This is a genomic window from Vibrio sp. PSi01, from assembly GCF_054960695.1.
Map to the genome: position 1 here is coordinate 31,741 of NZ_JBHNYN010000022.1, position 25,327 is coordinate 57,067.

Annotated in this window: 22 protein-coding genes; 9 read left to right on the forward strand and 13 right to left on the reverse strand. The window is 44.0% G+C overall.

Features of this window, described 5'->3' with window-relative positions:
- Positions 1–35: 35 nt before the first annotated feature.
- From ACFI6G_RS20100 to rhtB, 3 genes are all read right to left on the reverse strand, one after another.
- Entirely contained in the window at positions 36–377 is a 342-nt protein-coding gene (locus ACFI6G_RS20100) for a metalloregulator ArsR/SmtB family transcription factor (protein ID WP_010438748.1), read from the reverse strand.
- A 99-nt stretch (positions 378–476) separates the two neighbouring features.
- Positions 477–1,697: an EAL and HDOD domain-containing protein gene (locus ACFI6G_RS20105; protein WP_010438750.1), complete on the reverse strand. Its 1,221-nt coding sequence runs from the start codon at positions 1,695–1,697 to the stop codon at positions 477–479.
- 45 nt (positions 1,698–1,742) lie between these two features.
- A complete protein-coding gene (gene rhtB / locus ACFI6G_RS20110) occupies positions 1,743–2,360 on the reverse strand; it encodes a homoserine/homoserine lactone efflux protein (RefSeq protein ID WP_016787982.1) in 618 nt (205 codons plus the stop codon).
- An 81-nt stretch (positions 2,361–2,441) separates the two neighbouring features.
- On the opposite strand from rhtB, the gene ACFI6G_RS20115 reads away from it, so the two are divergent.
- Both ACFI6G_RS20115 and ACFI6G_RS20120 read left to right on the forward strand, forming a co-directional pair.
- A complete protein-coding gene (locus ACFI6G_RS20115; RefSeq protein ID WP_016790961.1) occupies positions 2,442–3,422 on the forward strand; it encodes an alpha/beta fold hydrolase in 981 nt (326 codons plus the stop codon).
- A gap of 186 nt (positions 3,423–3,608) precedes the next feature.
- Complete coding sequence (locus ACFI6G_RS20120; RefSeq protein ID WP_462710440.1) at positions 3,609–4,436, forward strand: Cof-type HAD-IIB family hydrolase; 828 nt, start codon at positions 3,609–3,611, stop codon at positions 4,434–4,436.
- An 87-nt stretch (positions 4,437–4,523) separates the two neighbouring features.
- Here ACFI6G_RS20120 and ACFI6G_RS20125 read toward each other — a convergent pair whose 3' ends face one another.
- Positions 4,524–4,991 (reverse strand): EVE domain-containing protein, encoded by a 468-nt coding sequence (locus ACFI6G_RS20125; protein WP_004740480.1) that lies wholly within the window; start codon positions 4,989–4,991, stop codon positions 4,524–4,526.
- Between the two features lie 39 nt (positions 4,992–5,030).
- Between ACFI6G_RS20125 and ACFI6G_RS20130 the strand changes: the two genes are divergently transcribed.
- Both ACFI6G_RS20130 and ACFI6G_RS20135 read left to right on the forward strand, forming a co-directional pair.
- Positions 5,031–6,575 (forward strand): COG3650 family protein, encoded by a 1,545-nt coding sequence (locus ACFI6G_RS20130; RefSeq protein ID WP_010438767.1) that lies wholly within the window; start codon positions 5,031–5,033, stop codon positions 6,573–6,575.
- Between the two features lie 2 nt (positions 6,576–6,577).
- The gene (locus ACFI6G_RS20135; protein WP_010438769.1) at positions 6,578–7,174 is read left to right on the forward strand and encodes a tRNA-uridine aminocarboxypropyltransferase; all 597 of its coding nucleotides are present in this window, start codon (positions 6,578–6,580) and stop codon (positions 7,172–7,174) included.
- 132 nt (positions 7,175–7,306) lie between these two features.
- On the opposite strand, the gene ACFI6G_RS20140 is transcribed toward ACFI6G_RS20135, so the two are convergent.
- The 8 genes from ACFI6G_RS20140 to lptM form a co-directional block, all read right to left on the reverse strand.
- A complete protein-coding gene (locus tag ACFI6G_RS20140; protein ID WP_462710441.1) occupies positions 7,307–9,787 on the reverse strand; it encodes a bifunctional diguanylate cyclase/phosphodiesterase in 2,481 nt (826 codons plus the stop codon).
- 192 nt (positions 9,788–9,979) lie between these two features.
- The gene (locus ACFI6G_RS20145; protein WP_016791842.1) at positions 9,980–12,478 is read right to left on the reverse strand and encodes a bifunctional diguanylate cyclase/phosphodiesterase; all 2,499 of its coding nucleotides are present in this window, start codon (positions 12,476–12,478) and stop codon (positions 9,980–9,982) included.
- A gap of 168 nt (positions 12,479–12,646) precedes the next feature.
- Positions 12,647–13,363, reverse strand: a complete 717-nt coding sequence (gene yigB, locus ACFI6G_RS20150) for a 5-amino-6-(5-phospho-D-ribitylamino)uracil phosphatase YigB (protein ID WP_016791841.1) — start codon at positions 13,361–13,363, stop codon at positions 12,647–12,649.
- A 15-nt stretch (positions 13,364–13,378) separates the two neighbouring features.
- On the reverse strand, positions 13,379–14,311 hold the full coding sequence (gene xerC, locus ACFI6G_RS20155; protein WP_010438782.1) for a tyrosine recombinase XerC: 933 nt from the start codon (positions 14,309–14,311) through the stop codon (positions 13,379–13,381).
- The gene (locus ACFI6G_RS20160; RefSeq protein ID WP_010438784.1) at positions 14,280–14,978 is read right to left on the reverse strand and encodes a DUF484 family protein; all 699 of its coding nucleotides are present in this window, start codon (positions 14,976–14,978) and stop codon (positions 14,280–14,282) included. Before ACFI6G_RS20160 ends, xerC begins: the two co-directional genes overlap by 32 nt.
- A gap of 45 nt (positions 14,979–15,023) precedes the next feature.
- Positions 15,024–15,854 (reverse strand): diaminopimelate epimerase, encoded by an 831-nt coding sequence (dapF, locus tag ACFI6G_RS20165; RefSeq protein WP_462710442.1) that lies wholly within the window; start codon positions 15,852–15,854, stop codon positions 15,024–15,026.
- 11 nt (positions 15,855–15,865) lie between these two features.
- Positions 15,866–17,119 carry a diaminopimelate decarboxylase gene (lysA, locus tag ACFI6G_RS20170; protein WP_010438789.1) on the reverse strand — a complete coding sequence of 418 codons (1,254 nt, stop codon included), beginning with the start codon at positions 17,117–17,119 and terminating at the stop codon, positions 15,866–15,868.
- A gap of 42 nt (positions 17,120–17,161) precedes the next feature.
- The gene (gene lptM / locus ACFI6G_RS20175; RefSeq protein WP_022570868.1) at positions 17,162–17,278 is read right to left on the reverse strand and encodes an LPS translocon maturation chaperone LptM; all 117 of its coding nucleotides are present in this window, start codon (positions 17,276–17,278) and stop codon (positions 17,162–17,164) included.
- 75 nt (positions 17,279–17,353) lie between these two features.
- Between lptM and cyaY the strand changes: the two genes are divergently transcribed.
- Positions 17,354–17,668, forward strand: a complete 315-nt coding sequence (cyaY, locus tag ACFI6G_RS20180) for an iron donor protein CyaY (RefSeq protein ID WP_010438796.1) — start codon at positions 17,354–17,356, stop codon at positions 17,666–17,668.
- 68 nt (positions 17,669–17,736) lie between these two features.
- Here cyaY and ACFI6G_RS20185 read toward each other — a convergent pair whose 3' ends face one another.
- Positions 17,737–20,265 carry a class I adenylate cyclase gene (locus ACFI6G_RS20185; protein WP_010438799.1) on the reverse strand — a complete coding sequence of 843 codons (2,529 nt, stop codon included), beginning with the start codon at positions 20,263–20,265 and terminating at the stop codon, positions 17,737–17,739.
- A 344-nt stretch (positions 20,266–20,609) separates the two neighbouring features.
- Between ACFI6G_RS20185 and hemC the strand changes: the two genes are divergently transcribed.
- The 4 genes from hemC to ACFI6G_RS20205 are packed head-to-tail and all read left to right on the forward strand — an operon-like array spanning position 20,610 to position 24,706.
- Positions 20,610–21,548: a hydroxymethylbilane synthase gene (gene hemC / locus ACFI6G_RS20190; RefSeq protein WP_010438801.1), complete on the forward strand. Its 939-nt coding sequence runs from the start codon at positions 20,610–20,612 to the stop codon at positions 21,546–21,548.
- Between the two features lie 2 nt (positions 21,549–21,550).
- The gene (locus ACFI6G_RS20195; protein WP_462710443.1) at positions 21,551–22,279 is read left to right on the forward strand and encodes a uroporphyrinogen-III synthase; all 729 of its coding nucleotides are present in this window, start codon (positions 21,551–21,553) and stop codon (positions 22,277–22,279) included.
- 19 nt (positions 22,280–22,298) lie between these two features.
- Positions 22,299–23,525 carry a uroporphyrinogen-III C-methyltransferase gene (locus ACFI6G_RS20200; protein ID WP_016793356.1) on the forward strand — a complete coding sequence of 409 codons (1,227 nt, stop codon included), beginning with the start codon at positions 22,299–22,301 and terminating at the stop codon, positions 23,523–23,525.
- Positions 23,525–24,706, forward strand: a complete 1,182-nt coding sequence (locus ACFI6G_RS20205) for a heme biosynthesis protein HemY (protein ID WP_010438807.1) — start codon at positions 23,525–23,527, stop codon at positions 24,704–24,706. Before ACFI6G_RS20200 ends, ACFI6G_RS20205 begins: the two co-directional genes overlap by 1 nt.
- Positions 24,707–25,327: the final 621 nt, after the last annotated feature.

Sequence of the window (25,327 nt, forward strand, 5' to 3'; positions counted from 1 at the left end):
TTCTCTCAGTCAGTGGTGAATCTAAAAATATTCAATTAAACGCAACATTGAGGGCGTGAAGTTATTGCTTCTAAACGCTCAATATCTTGCTGGTATTCCGTTTTCAAACAGTTCGATGCGATAAGGTCATCAATTAACTTGAGCATCCAACCGGGTAAATCTTGTGACAGACGATAAAACACCCACTGCCCTTGGCGAACATCCGTCAAAATACCATTTGAGCGCAACTGCGCTAGGTGACGGGAAATCTTTGGCTGACTTTCTTGTAATGCTTGAGTCAACTCACCAACAGAAAGGCATTCATTGCGCACAATCAGCATTAAGCAACGCACTCGCGTTTCATCAGACAGTAATTTAAAAAATTGGTGAGGAAGCATAATTACATACTCATATATGGATATGCATATATCTTAATTATAAAAAAACGCACGTCAAGGCGTGCGTTTCAATTGTCATTAAAGTTTAACAAAGATAAATCAAAGCTGGTTAGTAACGGTATGGCTCCAGCGTCGCGCTTCGGTAAGCTCTGTTTTTACTTGCTCGACATTAAGTCCTAGATCAGCGCAATGCTCATCAATTTGTTGCCAATCTGCATGCTCAAAACTCTCTTCAAGTGCCAGTAGAGTCCCGTATGGCCCTTCTCTTCGAAGCAAAGCAACCTTGATACTTTTACACAACGGCAACTGCTCTACGAGATTCTCTAACGACAGATCAAGCAGCGCATCAAGCAATGAAAACAAACCAATCATAAACGCCTGCTCAGTGTGCCCTGCAAATGCCTGGTAACGAGACATGCGCTGGCAAAATTGAGCACGCTGTAAAGACAGGCCATACAACTCTTTTGGTTTTTTATCAGAGACATAAGATGCCACCGCCAACGAGACAAACATTTTCAGTTTCTCTTGCCCCAGATACACTAAGGCCTGACGGAACGAAGAAATAGTCACCTCAAGACGAGGCGACATGGTGTTTACAAACCGCAGTAACTTATAAGATAAAGCGACATCTTTCGCGACAATGCTTTCAACACGTTGGAAGTCGACGTCCGGTTTACACACCTCTTGAAATAACTCCATGGCAATCACTTGCTCTGGGCTAATATACTTGGTCTTGATGATTTGCGGCTTACTAAAGAAGTAGCCTTGGAAGAACTTAAAACCGGCCTCTTTCGCTTGCTTGAATTCTTGTTCGGTTTCAACGCGTTCAGCAAGAAAGCTAAACTTCTTCCCTTGATGGGCTTTAACCAAATCACACGCCTCATCCAAACCCATTTGCATGATATCGAGCTTAACGATGTGCGTATACCTCAGGAAGCGTTCCCATTCAGGCGTCGATGTAAAATCATCAAGAGCAATCATGTAGCCAGCTTGGTAAAGCTCTTTTACCGCATCTAATAACTCATCGGTTGGTTTACAGGTCTCGAGGATCTCTACCACCACCTTGTCTTTCGGTAAACTTAAAGGAAGTCGACGAATCAGGCTTTGGTATGGGAAATTGATAAAGCAGCGCGAAGATGAGATCGAAGGGTTAAGCCCTACCGACAAAAAGTTTTCAACAATCAGACGATACGTTGCTCGATTAGACTCAATATGCGCTGGATAGGCATTCCTCTCTCCATCGCGAAACAACAGCTCATAACCGAGCGTGTTCTTGTTACGATTTAAGATAGGTTGTCGAGCAACGTACGTAGCGGTCATTTATTGATAACTCTAATTGATTTAACTATAACTCTATTACTTTCATTAAGCTTTGGCAGCAGCTAGCAAAGCGCCGCAACCCATGAACATACCACCAAATATTTTATTTATCTTACCCATTATGCGATCAGAGCGAATAAAACGTCCCATTTGTGAAGCTAATGAGGTGTAACCCAACATAACAACGCTATCAATGAATACCGTTGTCACACCGAGGACTAACAGTTGTGGTGCTTGAGGTTGTGTCGGGTCGATAAACTGAGGAAACAGAGCCACTAAAAACACGATAGATTTCGGGTTAGTGAGATTAATAAGCACAGCATTTCTAAGTAACTTACTACTCGATAGCGTAGAGCTCTCTTCTGAAGCCACCAAGTTAGAGTTATCACGCCATTTTTGAATGCCCAACCAAACCAGGTAAACTACACCAACCCATTTGATAATGGTGAATGCCAGCGCTGATTTTGCCACTAATGCACCGATACCCGCCCCCACCAACAAAATGTGGAATGCAAGGCCAAGCTGTAAGCCTGCGATCGACGCAAGTGACTTCTTAGTGCCATAACTAAGTCCATTACTGATCGAGTTAACGGTACCTGAGCCCGGAGCCAAACTAAACAATATCGCAGTGACGACATAAGCAAGCCAAACATGAGTATCCATTTGCATTTCCTTACTAGTTCTTTAATCTAACAACATTAGTAGCAATAAAGCTCTCACATGCATCAGTTCAGGTAATTTCCCATGGAAAACCACAGTGAAGCCCCGTTTTCTTACACGCAAGAACCTCAGTTCGAACAAGCGATTAAACACCCTATCCCCACCCTTTGGCAACAACGAAAAGATGGGTATCTAACAACATCTGGCAAAAAGAAGCTGTACTGGTGTAGCTTAACCTCACCAACGCACACCAAAGCCATTGTTATTTCAAATGGCCGCATTGAATGTTGCTTGAAATACCAAGAACTCTTTTATGATTTCTATCAGCAAGGCTATGACGTTTATTCATTTGACCACCAAGGTCAAGGCCAGTCTGAACGCATGGTAACAGACTCTGACATTGGTCACATTCATGAGTTTGATGATTACGTTTCAGATATGTCTGACGTCATTGCCAGTTTTGATCTAAGCCGATATTCCAATTGCTACCTGCTCGCACACTCAATGGGTAGTACTATAGCTACTCGATACTTGCAAACTCATCCAGCTCACCCGTTTGACAAAGTCACCCTGTGCGCTCCAATGTTTGGTATCAACACCGAGTGGTATTTTAAACCTATCGCGATGCTCGTTGGACAAGCGTTAACGGCTTTTCACGCTAAACCAACGTATGCCCCGGGCCAACAGGCCTATTATTCAAAGCCTTTTGAAAACAACCTACTAAGCCACAGTAAGGTGCGTTATCAGTGGTTTCGTTGCCTGTATGACGGCTCCCCCTCTTTGCAGGTTGGCGGACCAAGCACACGCTGGGTATGGCAAGGGTTAATGGCCGCTAAACAGGCGATACAACAAACTCGTCAAATAAAAATCCCGCTGTTATTGATTCAGGCAGGGGAAGAAAAAATTGTCAGTAACGATGCTCAAGTAAAATTCATCAATAAATTGAAGAAAACCAACTCAGATTGCATGTTTAAGGTCATTGAAGGATCTAGGCATGAAGTATTGTTTGAACAAGATGAATACCGTAATCAAACACTAGACGCCATCAATCAATTCTTTGCTTAACGAGGACGATTAAGAGGGCAAGCCTTTAAGAATTGAGGTGCTAAAGAGGAAGAGAAGTAGGCGAGCTTTGCCCTCTTTTCTTACGCAAATTTGGCATACAATTTCCAAGTACAGATATTGTAGTTAAAGAGAATACTAGCGTTAGCTAGTGTCGATTTTAGTTAAGCATTTTGCAATGAGGGTTAAATGACTATTCCTGCACTAAAAGATTCCGTGAAAATTGTTGCCTCCGATTTAGATGGTACGCTGTTAGCGCCAAACCATCAGCTCAGCGACTTTACTAATCAGACACTCACGAAGTTACATGGACAAGGTTATACCTTTATCTTCGCTACTGGCCGACACCATGTTGATGTTGCAGGCATTCGTAAACAAACAGGCATCCCCGCTTACATGATCACCTCGAACGGCGCGCGTGTGCATGATCAAGACGACAACCTGATGTATGCCAAAAACCTGCCAGTGGATCTTGTACAAAGCGTAGTTGATGTTCTCAAACAAGACCCTGAGATCTTTATTCATATCTACATGAACGACGAATGGTTGCTAAACCGTGAAGACGAAACCATGAAGAATTTCCACGATCAAACTGGTTTTACATACCGACTGTATGACGTCGACAATGCGCCGACCGAAGGCATTGCTAAAATCTTCTGTACTCACCCAAATCAAGAACATGAACACCTTGTTCCGTTCGAAGATAAATTGAACGAGCAGTTTGGTGACAAGCTGAATATCGCATTCTCAACGCCTTGGTGTTTAGAAGTGATGGCAGCAGAAGTGTCTAAGGGTGATGCGCTACAAGCCGTTGCACAATCTATAGACCTAGAACTTGAGAACTGTATTGCCTTTGGTGATGGCATGAACGATGTCGAACTCCTTTCAATGGCTGGAAAAGGCTTAGTGATGGGTACATCGCATGAGAAGGTCCTCAAAGCTTTGCCACACAATGAAGTGATTGGCAGCAACGCCGACGATGCGGTTGCACGCTACTTAGAAAAACATCTGCTCTAACCTTGTCTCGTCGAAGCCATCTTAATAAATAAAAAGGCAGCCAACTGGCTGCCTTTTTGAACCTTACGTAAAAAGCTCTCTCTAACGCTATCGAGAACCTAGCACTTCTTTGCTTAAGATTGCCTGCCACTCTTGTTCGGTAACCGGCATGATAGATAAGCGATTACCGCGCTTCACCAATGGCATCTCTGATAGTTCAGGCATGGCTTTAAGCGTTGCTAAGGGAATCAAGCGTTCAGTCACTCGAACAAACTCGACATCCACCATTATCCAGCGCGGGTTATCTGGTGAAGACTTAGGATCGTAGTAATCACTCTCTGGGTCGAACTGAAAGTGGTCTGGGTAGGCTTCTCTGGTTACTTTGGCGATCCCTGCTACGCCAACTTTCTTACATGATGAATGGTATATCATCACTAGGTCTCCAAGCTTAACTTCATCGCGCATCATGTTTCGAGCCTGATAGTTGCGTACACCCTCCCAACAAGAGGTTTTTTGTACTCTCAGAGTCTGAATAGAAAAGGTGTCAGGTTCTGTTTTAAATAACCAATATGCCATAATAAATCCAATTAACGGTTGCTCCGAGGAAGATATAACATGAAGGTAATAAAAAACCCAGTGACATGGCTAGTCGCATTCGCTCTACAAGGCTGTGTCACAGCGCCAAATGTCCCCCAAAAGCCAGAACTACCACCAGCAACCTTGGATGAGCCACTGAGCATCCAACCGCAAACCTTCATCATGCGTGGTCAGGTTGTGGTTGGCCATGAAAGCCGAACCTTCACTCCTTGCGGTAGCCAACAACAATACTGGTTAGATTTATCACCAGAATTAGCACTGGAAGCTCAAGGGCTAGCAACCCGACCTTACCAAGCTTTATATGGCGAGCTGATTGGATACCTAACTGTGCCGAGCCAAACGGGTTATAACGCAGATTTCACGGCACGTTTCGTGGTTGATCAAGTGAATATCCTAACCGCAGAAAACCCTAACCGTTGTGACCAACCCCTACGTTCAACACGCGTATTTGGCAATGAACCTTTCTGGTCCGCAGCCTTCGATAAAGACCAACTCAAATACGCTCAGATGGGCGAAGAACCACAACGCCTAAATATTGAATCAAGCCGCACCACACCAAACAGTCGTGATTACCAATTAGAAGGTAAAACGGCGCAAGGAAAACTCAATCTCAAAAAAGAAAGCTGTAGCGATGGCATGAGCGACTCAATCTACGGCTTGGAAGCCAAGCTCAATCTCAATGACAGTAGCTACAGTGGCTGTGCGACATTATCAAATCAAGATCCAACGCTGAACTGGAGCGGGCTCTACTTCGCAAGTTCAACGAAGAACACAGGGTTCTCTATCAACCTTGAACTCAACGATGATCACAGCGCTGTGACCACATACTCGTACAGCAATGGCGACCCTTCAATTGTTGAACAAGGCTTCTGGCAGCAACTGAACCAAAATCAAGTACAAGTGGTAATGACTCGCCACCAGCAACAATACTTAATCTCTGAACGTATCTTCACGCTCGACAACGGCAAGCTGGTCGCTGAAAAAGAGAAAGTAGGCAACGTTGTCTACCCGATTGCCAATGGCGGTTTGGTGTTATTTGAAGCCAAGAGTGAACAGGCGCAAGTAAACACGACCACGGCCGTGGATCTAACCGCAAAACAGGTTAACTCGAGCGATCAACTTGATCAAAAAGTCGACCAAGCGATCCGTGAGTATTTCAAGATCAATAACACCTCACCGGACAACACTAAGTATCGTTGGCTGACTTACGATCTTAACGGTGACGGTAAAGAAGAGTTACTCGCTCAACTCAACTGGTGTGGCTCTGGAGGCTGTACTTTACTCATTTTTGAAAACCATCAAGACAACTGGCGTTTCAACAGCCGGGTAACATTGGTCAAAGGGGATATCCGCCTTGGCAAATCACAAAGCCACGGCTGGCACGATCTTATCTTCAATGTCAGCGGAGGTGGGGCAACACCGGCGAAACATACACTGTCTTACTCTGGTGTCAGCTACCCACTTAACCCAAGCGTAGCGCCAGTCGCAGATAATGCTAATATCAGCGATGTGGTTTTGTTCGCGGATGGTATCTCACCAGCAAAAATCGGAGTTAAGTTATAAACATGAGTAACCAACAAGCTTGTGGTGGTTGTGGTTTTACTCACCAATGCGTTTGTCATTTAATACCAAGTATTAAGAGCCAAGTCGACCTTGTACTGTTGACTCACGAGAATGAGTTTTCGCGAGACACTAATACAGGGAAACTGCTGCAACAATCGCTTGAGAAGTGCGAGGCGTTCGTGTGGCAACGAAAGACGCCACCTGCCGATCTAATGGCATTACTTGAAGATGAAACACGACAGCCTTTTCTATTGTTTCCAAGTGATAAAAGCATCGAATGTCAGCAAGCCGTGTCATCTGTAGCTGGAGATCGTAAGCCGCTATTCATTATTTTGGATGGTACATGGCAAGAAGCGAAGAAAATACTCAACAAGAGTGTTTGGTTACAAGCGATTCCACAAGCTCACCTCAACATTACCAGTGAATCCTCATACACTCTGCGCCGCAACCAAGACAGTGGTCATTTGTGTACCTGTGAGGTTGGCGTTGAACTGCTCAAGGCATTAGGTGAAGAAGAGCAAGCGCGACAGATTGATGACTATTTCCAACATTATCTAAAAGTATTCCAAGCCGATAAGTGTGGCCACTCACTCAAATAGTTGAGTGCAGATGCTGGAGATAAATAGCTAAAAACAAAGGGTGAGCCATAAGCTCACCCTTTTTACATCGCACTTTAGTTTTTGAACCAATGAGTGTTTCACGTGAAACGATCGGCTACGTCAATCGCCCCATCAAAACAGACGCTTGGGTTCACCAAAATGATACCCCTGCAAGTAATCAACCCCCATATCCTCTGCTATTCGACATACCTGTTCATTATGTACGAACTCCGCTACCGTCTTAGCGTTTAAGATATGACACAGACTGACGAGTTGTTGAGCTATTTTGCGTTGCTTCTTATCTTTATCGATATTGCGAATCAAGCTGCCATCGAGCTTTATCACTTGTGGTTCCAGTTTCAATATTTCATCGATGTTCGAATAGCCAGAACCAAAGTCATCGACAATGATATTCACCCCAAGATCGCGAAAGTGATTACACACCTCGATCAAGCGACCGTAATCCTGAATTTGCTCAGTTTCTAACACCTCTAAACCAATACGCTGTGGGTGGCTAATTTTTTTGATGGCTTGCTCAAGGTGTAAAATGGTTTTCTCATTGCTGAAATCTTGTGGCGCTAAGTTAATTGAGAACGAATCGGTTCTCTGGCTCATGAAATCAAAGGTGCGCGTTATCATTTGGCGACTTAAGCGTGTATAGAGGTGGGTACCCTCAATAATAGGTAAGAACTTACCCGGTGCGATCAACTGGCCATCTTCTTCGATTCGAACCAAGCACTCGTAGCTTTCTAATTGATGACTATGTGCCGACACAATGGGTTGCGAGCAAGCAACAATATTTTGGTTGAGCACCGCGCGGCTGACACACGATAGCCAACCGAGTTGTTCTTGGCGATGCTTCTCTAATTGGATTAACGCCTTAGCACTCACCAGATGTTTATTCTGACTCACCGCGCTGCGTCGAGCTTCAATCGCTTTCAGTAATAAATCATCAATGGAGGTCGTAGGGAAATCGCGACGACTCGCGACACCAGCACAGACTGAAACCGAAAGATAATCGATATCCGGTAACCCCATTGGCTCAAAGTTGACATGCTCGGTTTGATCTGCAAATTCAGAGAAACGCTGGTGGATTTGCTCTTGACTAGCCCAACTGTCAAAAACCACGGCCCACTCGCCAATGCCAATACTATAAAGTTGGCAACTCTCATCAAAGAACTTCAAAAGTGCTTTTTGAAGGTATTCACTCAAATCATGCAGAAGCTTATCACCTACTCGATAACCGTACTTCTCATTGATTTGACCAAAGGTGGTGACCTTCAGCGTTAATAAATGGCTATAAAAACTCATTGTCGACAATGCTTCACGCAGAACACTTCGATTGGGTAAGCCAGTACGGCGATCAATTCGGTAGCTCGCAGTCAATGCAGTCGCTTGCTGTTGAATCTTACTGGCCATACTGTTGTTCATATCATCGACATCAAGCAGTGCGTTTCGAATCAGTGAAAATAGCGGGGATATATTGGTTGCTGGTTGTGTTTCGAGTGGCAACGCAGCCTTACCTTCCCCTTCTCTTAGGGCGAGATAAGTTAAGCTATGATGCAAGATTCTTTGTTGACCCGTATCTTGATAAAGCTCGCCCATACAATAAACACCGTAAGTATCCGCCAGCTTTTGGAAAACCTCTACCTCTTGGTTACCATCGATAAAGTCGATTCGAGAAGTGCAGTTATAGATAAAGAGCTGTTCTGGTTTATGTGAGGCAATTTGTTGAACGCCAAGCCTAACTTGCTCTAAAGTCAATGAGGGGTGGTCATAACAAAATCTGACCTCATCGCCCACCTGAAACTGACCACTGAACTCTATCTCTCCGCACTCCATGACCTCAAGTGGCAGGTGAATATTTTGCTCTTTTGGGTCGCCAACCATCAAAGGGAAGTTGTGCAACTGTTCAAAAGGGACTTCCAGACCATCAGCAAGGTAACGATTATAAAGATCACGAATCGGTATTCCATCCAATTTTGCTAACCGATTATCTTGAGCGCCCGTCACTCGAAAGGTTCGACCGATTGGATTCCACTCAGTGTAATAACCTTTGGTAATGGCAAGCTTTGAGCTGTGCAACGCCACCATCACATAGGCATTTTCATAACAGACACCATTGAGCATTACCCATCGGCCCCCCTCTGTAATGGTAGAGGCACCACCACAAATAGGTAATGAGTACCTCGATTGCTCAAACGCTGCAAACAGAGCTCGGTTGTTTATCTGCAAGCAATCTGCGAAACAGATGATACTTTGAGTTTCGGCATGACACTGCAGCTGCTCCGCCATCATTCCACTATCGAGTAGAGGCTGCTCACTGTATTCCACAATACCGCAAGTGTAAGACGTCGCGTCAAAGCGAGTGACAATAAGATAAAGGCCTTGATGCAGGATGACACCTTGGCTGATGTAGTGGTTTGCACTACAACCAATGAGTTTGGCGTTGGGGAAAATCGATTTAATCACTTGGCAGGCAGCCAAAACCGAACCTTTCTCGAAAGAAGAGAACACCTGAATCAGCAAACTTTCATGTTTATGAAAATCTATCTTGTCCAATTCATGTTGGGTTTGTTCTATGTCTTGTATCAGGAGAGAGGTCGACTGCATATTCACATTAATCGTTACGTTAATGATTCGTCATTGTGCTTATTATAAATACAGCTTGCACGGAATAATTACGATCGTCGTACTAATAATGTGACGTTAGTTAAACATCATTCATTTCAATAAAACCAGGCGGTGAGCTGTGATTGCGCGCCGTTCAATAGATATATCGTATAACAGCCTGACCTTTGTATTTTAAAACAATCGCTTAGGCTCACCAAAGTGATAACCTTGTAGGTAGTCGACACCCATTTGCTCCGCGATATCACAAACCTGTTGGTTATGAACAAATTCAGCGACTGTTTTAGCATTAAACACCTGACATAAACGCACCAGTTGAGAGGTGATATTTCTCTGTTTTTCGTCCTTATCAATGTTGCGAATCAAACTGCCGTCCAACTTAATGACTTGCGGTTCAAGCTTGATGATTTCATCAATATTGGAATAGCCTGAGCCAAAGTCATCGACAATGATTCTCGTCCCTAGAGCACGGAAGTGATCACATACCTCAATCATTCGGCCATAGTCTTTAATCTGCTCTGATTCTAAAACCTCTAAACCAAGTCGAGTCGGATCATTCATACCGCTAATCGCCGCCTCAAGAACCTCAAGCGTCTTATCGCTCAATAAATCTTGCGGGGATAGATTGATAGAGAACGAGCTCTGCTTATCCGCCATATAACCGATGGTGCTTTTAATCATATGTCGGCTAAGACGAGTATAAAGATGCGTATCAGCAATGATAGGTAAGAACTTACCAGGAGGGATAATCGAGCCATCTGATTCCATGATTCTGACCAAGCACTCTTGAGCGATCATTTCATGAGTCCCCGCCGCTACAATAGGTTGTGAGTAGGTAATTATGTTCTGATCTAAGATCGCTCGGCTTACACAACTCAACCAACCAAGTTGCTCCTTACGATCTTCTTCGCTGACTTGAATATTCTTAGCATTAGTAATGTGAGTATTATTTCGCACACCATAACGACGAGCTTCAATGGCCTTTAATAAGATCTGATCACCGCTGTCGCTTAAGAAATCACAACGGCTCGCAAAACCACCGCATAACGATACTGAGAGATAATCAATATCAGTGAGTCCATAGGGTTCAAAGTTGGTGTGTTCGATATCATCAGCGAACTCGACGAAACGTTGCTCTATCTTTGTACTATCAACACTTGCATTAAAGATGATAGCCCACTCACCAACACCAATACTGAACAGCTCTACCTTTACCTTGGATTCCTTAACCACGCGAAGGTGCAATCGCTCTACAAAGTAATTAGAGAGATCCTGTAATAACTGATCCCCTACTTGGTAGCCATATTTCTCGTTCACTTGGTGGAAATTGGTCAGTTTGAGCGTCAACAGGTGCTCAGTGAAGAGAATCATATTGAGGCGTTCTTTTAATACAATGCGATTAGGCAGCCCGGTACGAGAGTCAATACGATAACTTTCCGTTAAACGACGTGCCTGTTGATGAAGTTTTTCCTCCATCTGAATATTCATGCTATCGAGATCAGCAACGGCATTTCTTACTAAATTAAGCAATGGTGATACTGTAGAGTCACGCTGATAACCCCCACAGCGAAACTCATCGATCTCGTCCGACTCTCTCATCGCAATATAAGTAAGACTATGATGAAGTATCTCTTGGCGATCTTCATTACGATATAGCTCACCCATGCAGTATGCTCCGCACGTATTCACGATTCCTTCGAATGGCTTCAGTTCAAGTTTACTATCGATGAATTCAAGTCGAGAGACGCAGTTATAGATAATCACAGACTCAGGCTGATGGATGGCCAGCATCTCGGCACCGTGGCGCACCTTTTCTGCGGTCAAAGACGGATGGTTATAGCAGAACTGCGCTTCTTCACCGATATGCCAAGGGCTATCAAACTCGATACTTCCATCATCGTTGATACGCAAAGGTGTCGATATCCCCTTCTTTCTGCCAAGTTCTCGATAAAGTGGAAAGCTCATCAGTTGACTAAAGGGAAGATCTTTTCCATCGGCAAGGTAATGTTTGAAAACCTCAATGGCAGGCTTATCATTTAATGCATATAAGCGATGACCCTCAGCGCGCGTTACTCGCAGCTTCATCCCGATCGGGTTCCACTCAGAATAAGCATCTGACCAAACTTTTAATTTAGGGTTACTCAAAGCAACAGCGACACAAGCGTGCTGATAAATTTCTTCGTTGTGCATCACCCAACGACCAAATTCATTCTCATGACATAACCCACCAGCCACCGGCAAAGCGTAAGGCAGATTCTCAAAGGCGTTATAGATAGGGTAATCACGACCTTCAACCTGATCACATAGACTGATCACGGTCTTGGTATCTTCAGATAGGTTTAACTGAGCAGTTAACGCTTGGCTGTCATAATTAGGGTTGCCAGTAAAAGGCTGAACAGCAGTAGATAAACGAGTTTCGTTAAATTCACTGATAATGATTAACGTACACGTACTTTCAAGGCAGTTGTCACAAATAACATGGCGTGCACTTTGCCCAATTAGCGTCGCACGATTTAAACGCTTTAAGGCAATACTCGCGATTCCACGAGCGACATCAGAAGATTGAGCAGAAAAGAGCTGGATAAGGTATTGTTTGTTGTCACTCCACTCTCGCAGATTAAATTGAGACTTAAATAACTCCTCAGTATTTGCGAGAAATGTAAATGTTTGCATGCCAACCCTTGTTCAAAATCGAGTGAATTGAATAACCCGCAACCTCTGCTTGACTGAAATGAATCTATAAAAATAGCCGCCAATTATCCTAGCCTAAACCGGCTTTTAATGGCGACCACTGTAACAATTCATTATCATAAATGCGACACGATAAGCTTATAGTGGCGATTAAATGAGTCGCATAAGGTCGCTGAGCTGATCTATTTCAACATCAGGTAACACACTTGCCTTAGAAGATAGATATAAATTGGAACCCGTATCATTAAACCAGCATGCTTGGAAGCCATTTCGCTTCGCCCCATAGACGTCAGTTCTGAGATGGTCACCAACATGAAGGATATTCTCAGCATCGAACTCTAAGTACTGCTGAGCGGTATCAAACATATCAGGGTAAGGCTTTGCTTTGCCGTCAGGACCAGCTTTGAGGATTAACTGAAAGTACTGTCCTAACCCTATTTTATGCGGATCGACGTTACCATTAGTAATCGCAACGAGCGAAATACGCTGGCTGAGTTCTGTCATCACTCGGTGTGTTTCTTGAGGCACATCGACTTGATTACGCAACCACAAGGCATGCTCAATACCCTCTCGAGCCGCTTGTTCTGCTTGCCGCAGAGAATAGCCCAATTGCAGCAAACCAATTTTAATCTGAGTTTCACGCCACACAGTGACATCATGTTTTAAGGTTGGATTTTCAGATGCGACTTGCTGCTTGATGCCCTGCCACTCTTCGAGCGATAAAGAAGCCGACACAGGGTGCTTTTGATAAAGCCACTGTGCCATCTCCTTCTCAACCTTCATGATCACAGGCCAGTTGTCATACAAGGTGTCATCTAAGTCAAAGGTCATGGCTTTGATGGGCTTTAACCCTCGATAAATTCGCATAGTAAACCCTTTAATCTAGTCTCTATTCTTCTTACGAGCTCTCGGATGAGCCTGATCATAAGCTTGTGCCAGGTGCTGGAAATCTAAGTGGGTATACACTTGGGTCGTCGAGATATTTTCATGTCCAAGTAACTCTTGAACTGCGCGAAGATTTTGGCTCGACTCAAGCACATGTGTTGCAAAAGAGTGACGCAATTTATGTGGGCTAATGTGACTCGCGACGGATTGCTTCTTACCCCACTCTTCCATACGCTTTTGTACGCTGCGATGAGAGATACGGGTCCCTAGTTTTGACACAAACAGGGCGGTTTCACCCGGTGAAGCCAATTCACCACGAACTTTAAGCCATTTATCGACCCACTCTTTAGCTAAACCAGAAAACGGCGCTTTACGTTCTTTGTCACCTTTACCAATCACTCGGATTTCACCCTGCCGGCCTAATACATCTTTAAGGTTGATTCCGACTAATTCAGCGAGTCGCAAGCCTGCACCATACATCACTTCCATCATCGCTCGATCACGAATCGATAATGGGTCATCTCCGTTCACTTCAAGCAGTTGACCCACTTCATCAACATCGAGGTTCTTAGGTAAAGGACGTTGTTTACGTGGAGCTGAAACCCCTTTTGCTGGGTTAGCGTTCATTTCACCACGTAACACAAGGAAATCAAAGAAGCTGCGCAGTGAAGATAAGCGCGTCGCAATACTGCTCGCCTTCATTCCCTCTCGCATGCCTTTACTGGCAAGTTGTCTTACCCACGCCGCATCGACTTGGCCCCAGTCTTTTAGGCCAAGAGTTACTAAATGAGCGGCCATGGTTTCAAGCTGTTGTTTGTAATTACGTTGGGTGTGTAGGCTGAGTCCCTTCTCGCTTCTGAGATATTCATAGAAGCGAGAAAGTGGCTTTTGAAGGCTGCTAGGAAGAGGTGTTTTGGGCTCTAGGCTCATTATTTATCTGCCAAGGTAAGGTATCCGCCAAATGAGCTACTACCAGCGCTAAATGGCGTAAAAAGAGCGTGTCCATATGGGGTTGGAAATGTCCGCCATCTTCACTAGAAAAGGCGAGCAAACCCAATGGAGACAGCTTAGCGAGCGGTAGTACTACATAAGAGCCTAGCTCTGGAACGGGAAAATCACCAAACAAATCGTGTCTGTCGGTTTTTCTCAAACGCCCTAAGTAAGCATCTTTACCATTGAAATGGTTAAGTGAGAACTTAGAGTAACGCTCTTCATTGAGCTGATAAAAACCTGATTGCGAAAGGATTCGAACATGAGCCTTAAGCCCTAGATCTAACGCTTTTTGCTCAACAGCTTTTATCACCTGCATGAAGTCACTGCATTTCAGCACCTGCGCTTGCAGATCCATAAATTCATAGAAGGTTTTATCGTTATTTGCAGCCAACGACATCAAACCGGTGATCTCTTCTTCGAGCTCTTCGATTCTGTGGCGTTGGCGTTTTAGCTGAACCTCAACCAGAGAAACAGCCCCCTGCTCAACGTTATTGATAGCAAGGCGATCAACCAAATCTTTCCTGTCTTGAAAAAAATCTGGGTTATCACGTAAATATTCCGCGACCACTTCTGCGGTGAGTGCGTCGGCTTCAACGTAAGACAAAACCTATCCTTTATGTTTTATGAATCGATGAGTGATGAATCGTTCTTAGCAAGAAAGTTGACCATCAAACACATGCGTTGCAGGGCCAGTCATAAACAAAGGCTTACCCGGACCTTGCCAGCTGATCTGTAAATCACCTCCAGGCAGACGAACTTTCACATTCTCAGCCAATAAGCCTTGAGTGATACCAACCGCAACGGCGCCACATGCACCGCTACCGCATGCTTGAGTTTCACCCGCACCACGTTCGTAAACACGCAAACGAATTTCATCACGGCTGATCACTTGCATAAAGCCAGCATTCACTCGCTCTGGGAAACGCTCATGCGCTTCAAGAAGTGGGCCCAAGGTGTCTACGTCAGCGGTATCAACATCATCAACAACGGTAACCACATGTGGATTACCCATGCTAACGGCACCACAGAATAAAGTGTGGGCATCCGTTCTTAAGATGTATGTCTTCTCTGACTGTTTCGCCTTGAATGGAATCTTGCCTGGTTCGAACTCAGGAACACCCATGTTTACGGTGATCTGGTCATTGTCTTCAATCTTAAGAACCATTTTACCTTTCTTAGTGCTTACGTTGATGCTGTACTTATTCGTTAAGCCTTTCATGCGAACGAATCGTGCAAAACAACGAGCACCATTGCCACACTGCTCCACTTCACTGCCATCCGCATTGAATATGCGGTAATGGAAGTCAGTTTCTGGGTCATAAGGAGCCTCAACCACAAGTAGCTGATCAAACCCCACACCAGTGTGACGATCCGCCAAACGACGGATCAAATCTGGAGAAAAGAAAATATTTTGAGTAATGCAGTCCACGACCATGAAATCATTGCCCAAACCATGCATTTTAGAAAAATGGAAGTGCATAACGCTTAAAATTACTCCGGAAGAATGTTTTCAAGTTCCCACAAACTCGTAAGCTCTTCACGCTGACGAACCAAGTGAGTTTTATCGCCATCCACCATCACTTCAGCCGCACGCGAACGAGTGTTGTAGTTAGATGACATCGCGAAGCCATAAGCACCAGCTGAACGAACTGCTAGTAGGTCGCCTTCTTCGAGAACAAGGTCACGATCTTTACCTAAGAAGTCACCCGTTTCACAGATCGGACCAACCAAGTCGTAAGTCACGGCTTCACCCTGACGAGGGCTGACTGGCACAATATCTTGCCAAGCTTGATAAAGTGCGGGGCGCATCAGGTCGTTCATTGCCGCATCGATGATGGCAAAGTTCTTATGCTCTGTTGGCTTGAGGAACTCGACTTTCGTCAATAATACACCAGCGTTAGCAGCAATCGCTCTTCCAGGCTCGAAAATCAGCTCTAGATCAGAATGATTGTCTAAGCGAGCCAATAAAGCTTTTGCGTAATCTGAAGGCTGTGGTGGTAATTCATCACGATAAACCACACCAAGGCCGCCGCCGACATCAAGGTGTTTGATGTTAATCCCATCAGAACGCAGCTGATCAATCAGCGCGAGCAGGCGATCAGTGGCATCGATAAAAGGTTCGATATCGGTTAACTGAGAACCGATGTGACAATCAATACCATGGATAGACAAGTTATCGAGTGTTTTTGCAAAAGCATAGACGGCAGGGGCACGGTCGAACGCAATACCAAACTTGTTGTCACGCAGACCTGTAGAAATGTAAGGGTGAGTGTTCGCATCAACGTCTGGGTTGATACGCAGAGAAATCGGCGCTTTAACACCAAGTTCACCTGCCACTTTATTTAGTCGCTCTAGTTCTGGCTCAGACTCTACATTGAAACACTTAATGTTTAACTCAAGCGCACGCTTCATTTCTGCGGCTGTCTTACCAACACCAGAGAACACAACTTTAGCTGGATCGCCACCTGCAGCAACCACACGCTCTAACTCACCACCAGAAACAATATCAAAACCAGAGCCCAAACGAGCCAAAGTATTCAATACGCCGAGGTTTGAGTTAGCTTTAACGGCATAACACACTAAGTGTGGGTGCTCACCAACCGATGAATCAAACGCATTCCAGTGGCGTTCTAATGTTGCACGAGAATATACATACAGCGGCGTACCATATTGCTCTGCTAGTTGTGAAAGTGCGACGTCCTCAGCCCAAAGCTGGCCATCTTCCTGATAGTTGAAGTAATCCAAAGTTCTTATCCCTTATAAATAACGATTTCTGCGTGTTTTCACTTATTGTGGTTGTTCGGTCTGTTGAACATCTTCAGGATCGTACAACGGACCCGTTTGACCACAACCAGAAAGTCCAATAACGGACACCATAAACAGAGCGGTAATTAATTTTTTCATTTTGCATATCGTGATTATTAACTCAATGCCCCCTATAATCGCACCACACTCAGGAAAAGCAATAGGATAGAAAGGATGAACGATACTGAATTTCATCAACTGGTCGATATACAGATGCAAAACATCGAAGAAGCTATCGATGAATCAGAGGCAGATGTTGATTACGAAGTGACTGGTAACGTGATGACACTAGAGTTTGAAAACCGCAGCCAAATTATTATCAACCGCCAAGAACCAATGCGTGAAATCTGGTTAGCCTCTAAATCTGGTGGCTTTCACTTCAAGTTAATTGATGACAAATGGACATGCTCAAAAACAGGCATGGAATTGTTTGAGATGGTGAAAGAAGAATGCGTGAAACATGCAGGTGAAGAGATCAATTGGGTCTAATCATTTGTAAGCGAAAGGAAAAAGGAGTGAATCAATCACTCCTTTTTAATATCTGTCGGCTCAAAAACTTAGATATTGACTATCTTCGAGCTACGAGAAGACAAAGTAGCATCGTTACGATAAGGCACGACATAAGAGTTGCCTTCTTCCGGATGAACAATTTGATAGTACTGAGGTAGATTGAAATTAATCAACCTAGAGGACACCTTCGTTTCATCTTTTACTGAAGTGTAGAAAGAGTTCACGCTTGCGATCATCTCATCTTTTTCACCACTGTATTGGTGGTACACCTCAACTTGATTCGATTCATCCAATACATAAATATTGAAGCCTTTATCCGTGTCTTCAAAAAAGAACTGGATTAAACCCTCACTAGCAAAACCATCAACCACTTCGGGTAATTGATACTCTTGCTCTTTATCTAGCATCTGTAAAGGCGAGCCCTTCAGCTTGTTGGTTGAAATACTACGATAGAAATCAACCGAGTTTTCCAGCATCTGTACCGAGACACCACGACGTTCAAAGAACAGACCAAACATTTTGTTAGCTAAACGGATAGCCTTAAAACGACGACGCTTTTCAGGCTCAATCGGTTTCAATCGCAAATCAATGCACTCAGCCAACAACTGATACACCATGTTACGCATCACACCACGTAGGTTTTTGCTGTAACAGAACACATCAACTGATTCTGGCGGTAAAGCATCTTGGTGCATTTTACCCAGTACAGTTTTAAGGGCGTCCAACATCGCGGTATCACCTTGAAAATGAAGCGTACGCACTTCATGCCAAGAATTACGATAAACCAGATCAACACTCCCAACCAAGCTCTTACCTTCTTCACCAAAACTGAAGATATCGGCATTCTTAAGATCAAGCTTCAATTCACGAGGACTCAACTCAGAAGTCGGATCATTCTCAAAGTTGATGAACATCGCCAGCTGGCTTATTTCACATGGACTGGCCAGCGCTTGCATGCTTGGGCGGCGCTTACGCAAAGAAAAAGTATTTCTCAGGTCACTGACCATTTGATAGAACTTATCAATATCAATATGAGCATCACGAACAACAGAATGTAAACGAGTCGATTCGGTAATCAAACCATTAAAGAATGACCAAGCAACCAACTTACTCAAGTACTCATGATGCTCTAAAGATGGCTGACCAAGAATGCGGTGTGCAATCAATGGTTGTTTATACAAGTACCAGCCCGCTTTGTTCGCCTGGCCTTGGCGCACCTCAATAAAACTCAAATCCGATTCATGTAAATCAGGGGAAATTTGAGGGTTCAATAGCGTCACTTTGCCAGGTAAAACTTCAAACGCAGCATAGAGCTTGCGAGCTAAAATACTGATGTCTTGTGGGCTGATAGCTGAAGTAATGTCATTGCGACGTGCAAATTGAATGAGGTTACGGTAGCTCAACATCAAGGCATCAAGCAGTGCATGGTGCACCACTTTAACTTGCTCAACTTTCCAGTTACGGCGGTTGTCGAGCTCAGCGATCGTTTCATGTCCCCAATTCCAAGATTTAGTCATCTCGGTCAAGGCTTCACGACGCCATGCAACAGAACCATTACCTGCTTCGCGCGACAACTTTTCGTGGGTCTTGAGGTAGAAACAACGTCTAACTAAATCCAATCGAGTATGGTCGTTAATGCGTTCTAAATAGCGCGTTACCTTCTCAAGCATCAGATAATAGCTATCCATGCCGTAAAGATCAGGTTCGTCCGCAAAGAAGCGACGCTTGGTATCAATGCTAAGCAGTTGAGTATGTGGGTATTCCCATGAATAAGCTTCTAACAGAATAGCCTTCAAAACCGATTTATACGGTGAGTCGATACTCTTATAAAGTTGCCATAGGTTTGAACCAAAGTACTCTTCGGCAGGAATGCGATTCAACTTACCAAAGTCGATCCACTGCGAGCAATCAAGATAACCATCCTGACATAAACCTTGAACATATTGGTCGTAACACTCCTCCATTTCTGGTGGAATGATCTGCCATAACAAACGCTGGCCAGCCAAACGAACTGCAGAGCGATAAAACTCATCAAGTAATAGCAAATGTTGTGAAGAACCACAGTTATCGCCAGTCATCTCTTCAGAATGATTTGAACGAAAACGTTCTCCATCCATTAAGAAGAAGTTTGCTTCAACCCCTAAGGTTTCAGCCCAATCGGTAATAAGCAAACATTTGTTAGTCAGGCTATCGCGCGATGCACCGTCCATATCTGGAGAAACACAAACCCAGATATCGAGGTCGCTTGAGGTACTTTGGCCAATAGAAGAAGTGCTACCCATGGTGTAAAGACCAAGAATTGCAGGTTCAGCCGCTTTGGTCAGCTTGCCACCAAGTGTTAATTCAGTATCTGAGACAAATTGCTTTTGGAATGAGTTAAGCGTGAAGCTATGAATTCCAAAAGGAACTTGCTGGTCGTAATAACCAGGCATCATGGGATGATTGAAATGAAGCAGTGTGGGAATAAGGTTAAAAACTCGCTGACCTTGGACATTCATCAACGCCAACGCACGATCAATGCGCTGCTGATTTAGATTGTCTAATCGTTGAATCAAAGTCTGAGTGTAAGCCTGCAAGGTAAGTCCTTGGTTTGAGATTAAATGCACTTCTGTTTAGTTACTGAACGAAAGGAGCAACAAAACGTGATCAATTTAACACTTTTACCCCTAATGGTAAAGCAAAGGAGCTTGTCATGCTGGCCAATTCTTTAATGACAAAAAGTTAAACTCACGGCGCCGTAGTGTCCTCTGTATTGACTATTTCTAATAATAGCCCATGTTTCAAATGAGATACCAATCACACTATTTTGGTGAACTAGTGAAAATCCCTCAGCTATAAAAGGGGGAAGCGATCAAACAGTAAGAATTTTCGCCTCACAATGGTAGGATTAGGTTATTACAGAACCTATATCGGAAACACCATGACAAATTCAGCACCAATCCGTATCGCAACCAGAAAAAGCCCTCTTGCCCTTTGGCAGGCATACTTTGTAAGGGATGCACTGCAAGCTGCTCACCCTGGTTTAGAGGTTGAGTTGGTAACTATGGTGACCAAAGGTGACATCATCCTAGACACTCCTCTTGCGAAAGTAGGTGGTAAAGGGTTGTTCGTTAAAGAACTCGAAGTAGCCATGCTAGAAGGTCGTGCTGACCTAGCGGTTCACTCAATGAAAGATGTGCCTGTCGACTTCCCTGAAGGTCTAGGTCTGGTGACGATTTGTGAACGTGAAGATCCTCGTGACGCTTTCGTATCAAACACATACAACAACATTGATGAATTGCCACAAGGCGCTGTCGTTGGTACGTGCAGCCTGCGTCGTCAATGTCAGCTACTGGAATACCGCCCTGACTTGATCATCAAAGAACTACGCGGCAACGTAGGAACTCGTCTAGGTAAACTCGATGACGGCCAATACGATGCTATCGTCCTAGCGGCAGCTGGTCTTAAGCGACTAGAGCTAGAAGAGCGTATCCGTAGCTTTATCGAACCAGAGCAGTCTTTACCAGCAGTAGGCCAAGGCGCTGTCGGTATTGAATGCCGTCTTGATGATGAACGTCTAATTAAGCTTCTTGAACCACTAAACCACAAAGATACCGCTGATCGCGTACTATGCGAACGTGCAATGAACCTTACCCTAGAAGGTGGTTGTCAGGTTCCTATTGGCAGCTACTCACTACTAGATGGCGATAATATCTGGCTACGTGCGTTAGTTGGCGAACCGGATGGTTCTAAAATGGTTCGTGGTGAGATCTCTGGCCTTCGCAAAGATGCAGAAGCACTTGGCGTTACTCTGGCAAATCAATTGCTAGATGACGGTGCGAGAGAAATCTTAACCAAACTATACGCAGACCAAGATTAGCCATGACAGTGTTGGTAACTCGTCCCGGCCCAGAGGGACAATCGCTTTGCCAACAACTAGCGGATGAAGGGATTCAAGCAATCCACCATCCGCTTATTCGCATCGTTGATAATCCACCCTCATCGAATTTAAGCACCCTGCTTAAGAACAGCGATATTATAATCGCCGTCAGCCATCACGCTGTGACCGCGGCCCAAAACATCCTTTCTAAAACTGCATCTATTTGGCCATCTTCGCCGCTTTATCTTGGCGTTGGTCAAAAAACTGCGCACGTTTTAAGCAAAGTCTGTAAACAAAAAGTAAACTATCCTCAAGTTAGTGATAGTGAACATCTTCTTAAACTTACTGAACTTAATGATGTAAATAATAAATCCATTTTGATACTGCGTGGTAATGGTGGACGCGAGCTCATTAGAGACTCTTTACTTAACAGAGGCGCACAAGTCTCTTATTGTGAGACCTACCGTAGAGAATATATTCCTATTAGCGACCACAATACCTATCAAGCATGGATAAACGAAAAAACATCCAAAGTTGTCATCACTAGTCAGGAGCAATTGGAATATCTCCGCTCAATTACTCCTGATGAGTATTTGGCTTGGCTTTCAACAAGACAACTATTTGTCCCAAGCCAGCGCATAGTGGAACGAGCACAACAACTCGGTTTCGCTGACGTAACTAATACTCACAGTGCTACGAACCAAATATTACTGGCTGCTCTCCGGCCTTAGCTAGAAACAGGAAATAAGCATGACAAGCAAAAAAAATAACGAGCATATTGAACCTGAAAAGAAACAAGAGACTCAGACAGTAGTTGTTGAAAACGAAAAAGCTGAATCTGAAGAGACAAAACAGCCAGAAGATAAGCTTGATGGCTCAGTGTCAAATGTAGCTCAAAATGATGAGACTCAAGCAGAGCACCAAGAGCAAATAGAAAAAGCCGAGAAACAAGGTAAGCGCGGTGTCAAATTAGGCGCAATTGCGATCGCTATTTCTATTATTTTCAGTGGCGGTATCGCATTTCAAATGCAGCAAAAGAGTGCTGAATACTCGGCGGAAATTGCAGCCCTACAAGTTGAACTGAAAAATACTCAGTCTGCAGTAAATAAAGATCTCCAAACTATCAAGCAAGAGACCATCCAAGAAGCATCACATGCAGTAGAGAAAACTCAGGTAGTGCAATCCCAACAGCAAAAGAGCATTCAAAGCCTTCAACTAGCCGTTGCTGATGTAAAAGGCCGTCGCCCTAATGACTGGTTACTTGCCGAAGCCGATTACCTTGTGAAACTTGCTGGCCGCAAGTTGTTTCTCGAACATGATGCCGTTAGCGCAACCAAACTCATGGAAAGTGCCGATCAACGTATCGCAGCGTTAAATGACCCTAGCTTAGTATCTCTCCGTCAATCAATGACTAATGACATTACCAAGCTTCGTACGATCCCTCTGATCGATCGTGATGGCCTAGTATTGCGAATTACAAGTCTTCAACAACAAGTCGACCACCTACCGCTTGCCAATGCAATCCTGCCTGAGGCTGCCGTTGTTGAGAAAAAAGCGGTATCAGGTGATATTAATGATTGGCAAAACAACCTAATGACGTCGATGAAAGACTTCTCAGAAAACTTTATTACGTTTCGTAGCCGTGATGGCGAAGTAATACCACTACTGTCTCCAGAACAACACTTCTACCTACGTGAAAACATTAAAGGCAAACTCGAAACCGCTATTCGTGCTGTGTACAAAGAACAAGGTGATGTTTATAACGCAGCGCTTAAAACGGCTAACGAATGGTCGACGGCTTACCTAAACCAAGACAACCAGTCGGTAATCGAGTTTGAGAAGGCTATCAAACAGTTAAGCGAACAAAACATCTCTGTAAAATACCCAGTGAAACTTGATTCTCAAAATGAGTTGTCAGATGTAATACGCGAACGTCTGCGTCGTGAAATGACCGTTATGACCACGGAGGAAAAATAATGATTCGTTGGATTTTTCTTTTTCTCATACTGGGTGCAGGTCTGTTTGTTGGTACCCAGTTCTCAGGTCAACAAGGTTATGTATTGATCTCGATTGCTAATAAGACTATCGAGATGAGTGTAACGACCCTGGTTATTTTTGTGATTGCTCTTTTAGCCGCTTTATTCGGCCTAGAGTACCTATTTAAAAAGCTAATTTACGCAAGCTCAACAACTTGGAACTGGTTCAGCGTACGCAAGCTAAAACGCTCTCGTCGTTATACCAATGAAGGAATCATCAAACTTCTGGAAGGTGACTGGAAAGGCGCAGAGAAAAAAGTGACTCGTTGGGCTAACCATCACGACATGCCTCTGCTTTGTTATTTAGTCGCATCTCAAGCTGCTCATGAACAAGGTAATACCAGTGACCGTGATAAGTACATCGAACTTGCTAGCCAACAAGAGGACTCTCTACTAGCCGTTGAGCTAACTAAAGCAAAACAACAGATCAGTGAGTCGAACTACGAAGCCGCATTCGATACACTTTCTACCCTAAAAGGCTCCTACCCAAACAACACGGCTGTACTTGGCCTACTAAAAGCCACTTACACGCAGCTTAAACTCTGGCAGCCATTACTAGAGTTAACGCCTAAGCTAGCTAAAAACAAGCTTCTTACGGCTGATGAGCAAGTTGAGTTAGAACAGAAAGCTCAGTGTGGTTTGCTTCACGATGTCGCACAACAACAAGGCAGCGAAGGTTTAATCAGCCATTGGAATAGGCTTTCTAGAAAACAGAAACAAAGCTCACACTTAGTGTCATGTTTTGTTAAACAACTGATAGCTCGTAAAGCTGACTCAGAAGCGTTCACAGTGATTAAAGAGAACATTGCGAAGAATGGTTCAAATGAGCTTTACATGCTTTTACCTGAGCTTAACCTGGCCGATCACCACCCAATAGTAGTGATGTTAGAACGTGCTATCAGTAAGGATGATAGCAATGCTGAAGCGCATAGCGCATTAGCTCAATTCTACCTCAGAGAACAGAAATGGGCGGAAGCACAAAACCATTTTGAAAAGGCATTGGCACTTCGCTCAAACGTATCAGATTACGGATACCTATCCGACGCGTTAGAAAAACAGAACTTAACGAAAGCAGCCCACGAAGTTTCTCGTAAAGCTCTGACTTTAGTTCAACCATCTTAAGCTAATAATAACTAACACGAAGCCGATGCCTAGCATCGGCTTTTTTGTATCTTCTGTTTATCCCAAGATCGCCTCTACACTATCTATAAACCACCTCCCTACACACCCAAAATAACCAAAACAAGTATTATTCAATAGAGGCACCTAAACACACGGAAAGCTACTTTAGCTGTGTCTCGTTTTTTTTGAGCAAGCTCTTTAAAAGAGATTCAAGAAGCTTAGTCGATGAAGTGATACCTATACCCCCACAGTGAATGACGTTCATTTCGAGAGTAACAGAAGATGTTTAAAGATATTTACCAGTAAATTCAAACCACGGGTAAGTTAGCCATTAAGTAACTATCCATATCCAGCTATAGAACGTTAAAAGCTTGTTATTTTTATCGACGCTCAGCTTAATAATAAGTAAGCCGTTCTTAGACACTCTGAAAGGTTAACCAATGAAAGGTCATGATCAGCGAACAACACTTCGACAGAACTCGGAAACGAATATTCAAACTCATACGTCGTAAACGACGAAAGCCTAGTCGTCAGACTAGGCTTTCTAATATGTGCCGGCATAGCGTTAAGTGCAGGGGCTCGATGCCTTTACCGCACTCATACAATCTAAAAGCAAAACAC

What these genes read in the sequence shown, in the direction of transcription:
- ACFI6G_RS20195 (WP_462710443.1), top strand. Translation starts at nt 21,551, where the DNA reads ATGACAGTGTTGGTAACTCGTCCCGGCCCAGAGGGACAATCGCTTTGC.
- ACFI6G_RS20130 (WP_010438767.1), top strand. Translation starts at nt 5,031, where the DNA reads ATGAAGGTAATAAAAAACCCAGTGACATGGCTAGTCGCATTCGCTCTA.
- hemC (WP_010438801.1), top strand. Translation starts at nt 20,610, where the DNA reads ATGACAAATTCAGCACCAATCCGTATCGCAACCAGAAAAAGCCCTCTT.
- xerC (WP_010438782.1), bottom strand. Translation starts at nt 14,311, where the DNA reads ATGAGCCTAGAGCCCAAAACACCTCTTCCTAGCAGCCTTCAAAAGCCA.
- ACFI6G_RS20120 (WP_462710440.1), top strand. Translation starts at nt 3,609, where the DNA reads ATGACTATTCCTGCACTAAAAGATTCCGTGAAAATTGTTGCCTCCGAT.
- rhtB (WP_016787982.1), bottom strand. Translation starts at nt 2,360, where the DNA reads ATGGATACTCATGTTTGGCTTGCTTATGTCGTCACTGCGATATTGTTT.
- lptM (WP_022570868.1), bottom strand. Translation starts at nt 17,278, where the DNA reads ATGAAAAAATTAATTACCGCTCTGTTTATGGTGTCCGTTATTGGACTT.
- ACFI6G_RS20105 (WP_010438750.1), bottom strand. Translation starts at nt 1,697, where the DNA reads ATGACCGCTACGTACGTTGCTCGACAACCTATCTTAAATCGTAACAAG.
- ACFI6G_RS20145 (WP_016791842.1), bottom strand. Translation starts at nt 12,478, where the DNA reads ATGCAAACATTTACATTTCTCGCAAATACTGAGGAGTTATTTAAGTCT.
- ACFI6G_RS20125 (WP_004740480.1), bottom strand. Translation starts at nt 4,991, where the DNA reads ATGGCATATTGGTTATTTAAAACAGAACCTGACACCTTTTCTATTCAG.
- ACFI6G_RS20140 (WP_462710441.1), bottom strand. Translation starts at nt 9,787, where the DNA reads ATGCAGTCGACCTCTCTCCTGATACAAGACATAGAACAAACCCAACAT.
- ACFI6G_RS20135 (WP_010438769.1), top strand. Translation starts at nt 6,578, where the DNA reads ATGAGTAACCAACAAGCTTGTGGTGGTTGTGGTTTTACTCACCAATGC.
- cyaY (WP_010438796.1), top strand. Translation starts at nt 17,354, where the DNA reads ATGAACGATACTGAATTTCATCAACTGGTCGATATACAGATGCAAAAC.
- ACFI6G_RS20200 (WP_016793356.1), top strand. Translation starts at nt 22,299, where the DNA reads ATGACAAGCAAAAAAAATAACGAGCATATTGAACCTGAAAAGAAACAA.
- yigB (WP_016791841.1), bottom strand. Translation starts at nt 13,363, where the DNA reads ATGCGAATTTATCGAGGGTTAAAGCCCATCAAAGCCATGACCTTTGAC.
- ACFI6G_RS20100 (WP_010438748.1), bottom strand. Translation starts at nt 377, where the DNA reads ATGCTTCCTCACCAATTTTTTAAATTACTGTCTGATGAAACGCGAGTG.
- ACFI6G_RS20205 (WP_010438807.1), top strand. Translation starts at nt 23,525, where the DNA reads ATGATTCGTTGGATTTTTCTTTTTCTCATACTGGGTGCAGGTCTGTTT.
- dapF (WP_462710442.1), bottom strand. Translation starts at nt 15,854, where the DNA reads ATGCACTTCCATTTTTCTAAAATGCATGGTTTGGGCAATGATTTCATG.
- ACFI6G_RS20115 (WP_016790961.1), top strand. Translation starts at nt 2,442, where the DNA reads ATGGAAAACCACAGTGAAGCCCCGTTTTCTTACACGCAAGAACCTCAG.